The organism is Pedobacter sp. 01N416, from assembly GCF_056399685.1.
Genome location: NZ_JBFTRT010000685.1, coordinates 1 through 2420, shown reverse-complemented (window position 1 = coordinate 2420; position 2420 = coordinate 1). Strand labels below are relative to the sequence as shown.

Genomic DNA, 2420 nt, shown 5'->3' with positions numbered 1-2420 from the left:
GAGTTTGAAGAACTCGGTAGCGAAGAGAAATTTAAATTGAGAGCAGAAGCTTACAGCGAACTTTTTGTCCAATCGACTTCATTTGAAAAAGTCGATCTAGGATTAATGAGACATATTCTTAGGCAAGCGGGTCGATATAAGGTTAGAGGGATTATACCAATGATTTTTGAGCACTTTGACAATTTGCTTCCAGTCATAAGAGAAATTGTAATATATTTCTCTCGTGTGCTCAATGACAAAACTGCTAAAAGATATGAAGTCGAATTCGCAAAGCTTCTTGATAAATCGTATTTAAATGATACCTTTTTAAACATTTGGATCTTCACCCTATTCCAAAACCTTTCATTCAACAAGACTGATATTAAAATAGATTATTCAAAAATAATAAGAGTGAGAGAACAAGCTTTGATTGCGAGAAGATCAAATGATAAAACTTGGGTAAAAGAAATCAAAGACAATATTGATGCATTAGGCCCTTKGGATAAAAGAGCGGTTATTCATGCTGCAATTGTGTTATCTCGTGACGAATGTTCACATTGGCTAGGTTTAATTGCTTCTAAGGGCGAAATCATGGAGAAAGCTATCTGTTCAAAAACAATTACGGACAAAAAAGGAGAATAGTCCCCCCTAATCAGTCCATGCAAACCAGAGCAGCTAATTGCATTTATCATATTCTTAACTGCAAACTAAAAGCTGTTAACTGCAAACTAAAAGTAACCTACTTGTCCTCTCCTAAAAAAGCTTGACACATTTTGGCTTAAAAAAACTCAAAATGAATCAAGAGAAAAAAAGCAATGGATTTAGTATTTTAGTTTCCGATTCTTTCGACCGTACGGATGACCACAATGCTTATGAAGTTTCCTTCAGGCGATGGCTGGTATCTCAGTTGGAAGCAAGGGAAATGACAGTTAGCGAAGCGATCAGGAAGTTTAACATCAGTCCCTCAAGTGGACCAGAACTGATAAGAACCTGGCGCAAGAGGTATTCGGACGATATTATTTCAGAACCCATAGAAATGACCCAACAGGAAAGACAGGATCTGATTGCATTACAGAAGCAGATAAAAGCGATGGAAAAGCAGCTTGAGGATGCCAGGATGCACAATATTGCCCTCAATACACTAATAGATGTAGCTGAGGAAAAACTCAAGATCAACATCAGAAAAAAGCCTGGTGCCAAACAGTAACACTATTGATGCAGCTTTACGGTAGCTTTAGCCTAAGCTACTACTGCAGACTGTTTGGCAAGAGCCGTCAGGCCTGGTATGAACAAAAAACACAGCCAGCAATGCATATGCGCGATGCACTGGTCGTCAGATTGGTTACAGAGATTAGGGAACAGCTTCCATACTGCGGGGTCGATAAACTCTACCACATGCTGAAGGAAGATTTTACAGCCCATGGAATAAAACTGGGAAGGGATGGCCTTTATAGGCTTATGGGCAGTTATGGGATGCTCATCAGGCACCGTAGGAGAAAGCCCTACTGCACCATGTCCAATCATCATTACATGAAATACCCAAACCTGATCCGTGAAAAGGTGATCAATAACCCAGGGGTATTATGGGTAAGCGATATCACCTATATCCGGCAGGCTTCCGGTTTCAGCTACCTAAGCATTGTTACCGATGCCTATAGCCGAAAGATCGTAGGTCACAAACTTCACCCGACCCTGCATAGTGAAGGAGCTGTTGATGCACTGTTGATGGCAGCCAAGGACCTGAAAAGAACTTCAGGGCTTATCCATCACAGCGACAGAGGCATACAGTACTGCTGCAATGAATATGTTCGGGTAATAGACTATTTACATATACAGCTATCAATGACCGAAAAGGGGGATCCATATGAAAATGCCATTGCAGAAAGGATTAACGGGATACTGAAGTATGAACATGGGCTTAAAGAAACCTTTCCCTCTTTTGAAAAGGCAAAAGCAGCCGTAGATGATGCCGTAACCAAATATAACAGCATCAGGATACATGATAGCTGTGGCAGGCTCACCCCTATAATGGCGCACGAAAGAAATGGAACACTTAAGAAATACTGGAGGAAAAAGAATTACAAAACCAGTAATAAGGAAAGCAAACCCGTTGTTGTTCCGTAATTGGGATAAGAGGAAAAGAAATCCAAGGAATAAGGAAAACGGCAGGATATAAACCAGGAATAACCCCAAACAAAATAACCCTTAGAACTAATAAAAATTAAAAGTTATATTGTATTAGTAAATCAAGTAAATTGGTGTAAAAAGCCTTAGTAATTAATCACCAAAACTGTCAAGCTTTTTTAGGAAGGGTCAACTTCTCTAATAAAGTTGTTAACTGCGCTGGTAAAACCATCAACTGCAAACATAAACCTACCAACTGCAAGTATAATGTTGTTAACTGCGCTGATAGAACTATTAACTGCAAACATAAACCTACC

At 39.5% G+C, this 2420-nt stretch carries 3 protein-coding genes; all 3 read left to right on the top strand.

Annotation, left to right across the window (positions count from 1 at the left end):
* A partial coding sequence (locus AC1DND_RS25805; RefSeq protein ID WP_477585431.1) for a hypothetical protein occupies positions 1 to 621 on the top strand: 621 nt, incomplete at its 5' end.
* A gap of 151 nt (positions 622 to 772) precedes the next feature.
* Positions 773 to 1186 carry a transposase gene (locus AC1DND_RS25800; RefSeq protein ID WP_477585429.1) on the top strand — a complete coding sequence of 138 codons (414 nt, stop codon included), beginning with the start codon at positions 773 to 775 and terminating at the stop codon, positions 1184 to 1186.
* Positions 1187 to 1194: 8 nt separating this feature from the next.
* The gene (locus AC1DND_RS25795; RefSeq protein WP_477585433.1) at positions 1195 to 2103 is read left to right on the top strand and encodes an IS3 family transposase; all 909 of its coding nucleotides are present in this window, start codon (positions 1195 to 1197) and stop codon (positions 2101 to 2103) included.
* Positions 2104 to 2420 lie beyond the last annotated feature (317 nt).

Bases quoted from the DNA above. Each gene is read 5' to 3' on its own strand.
- AC1DND_RS25800 (WP_477585429.1), top strand. From the start codon at position 773: ATGAATCAAGAGAAAAAAAGCAATGGATTTAGTATTTTAGTTTCCGAT.
- AC1DND_RS25795 (WP_477585433.1), top strand. From the start codon at position 1,195: ATGCAGCTTTACGGTAGCTTTAGCCTAAGCTACTACTGCAGACTGTTT.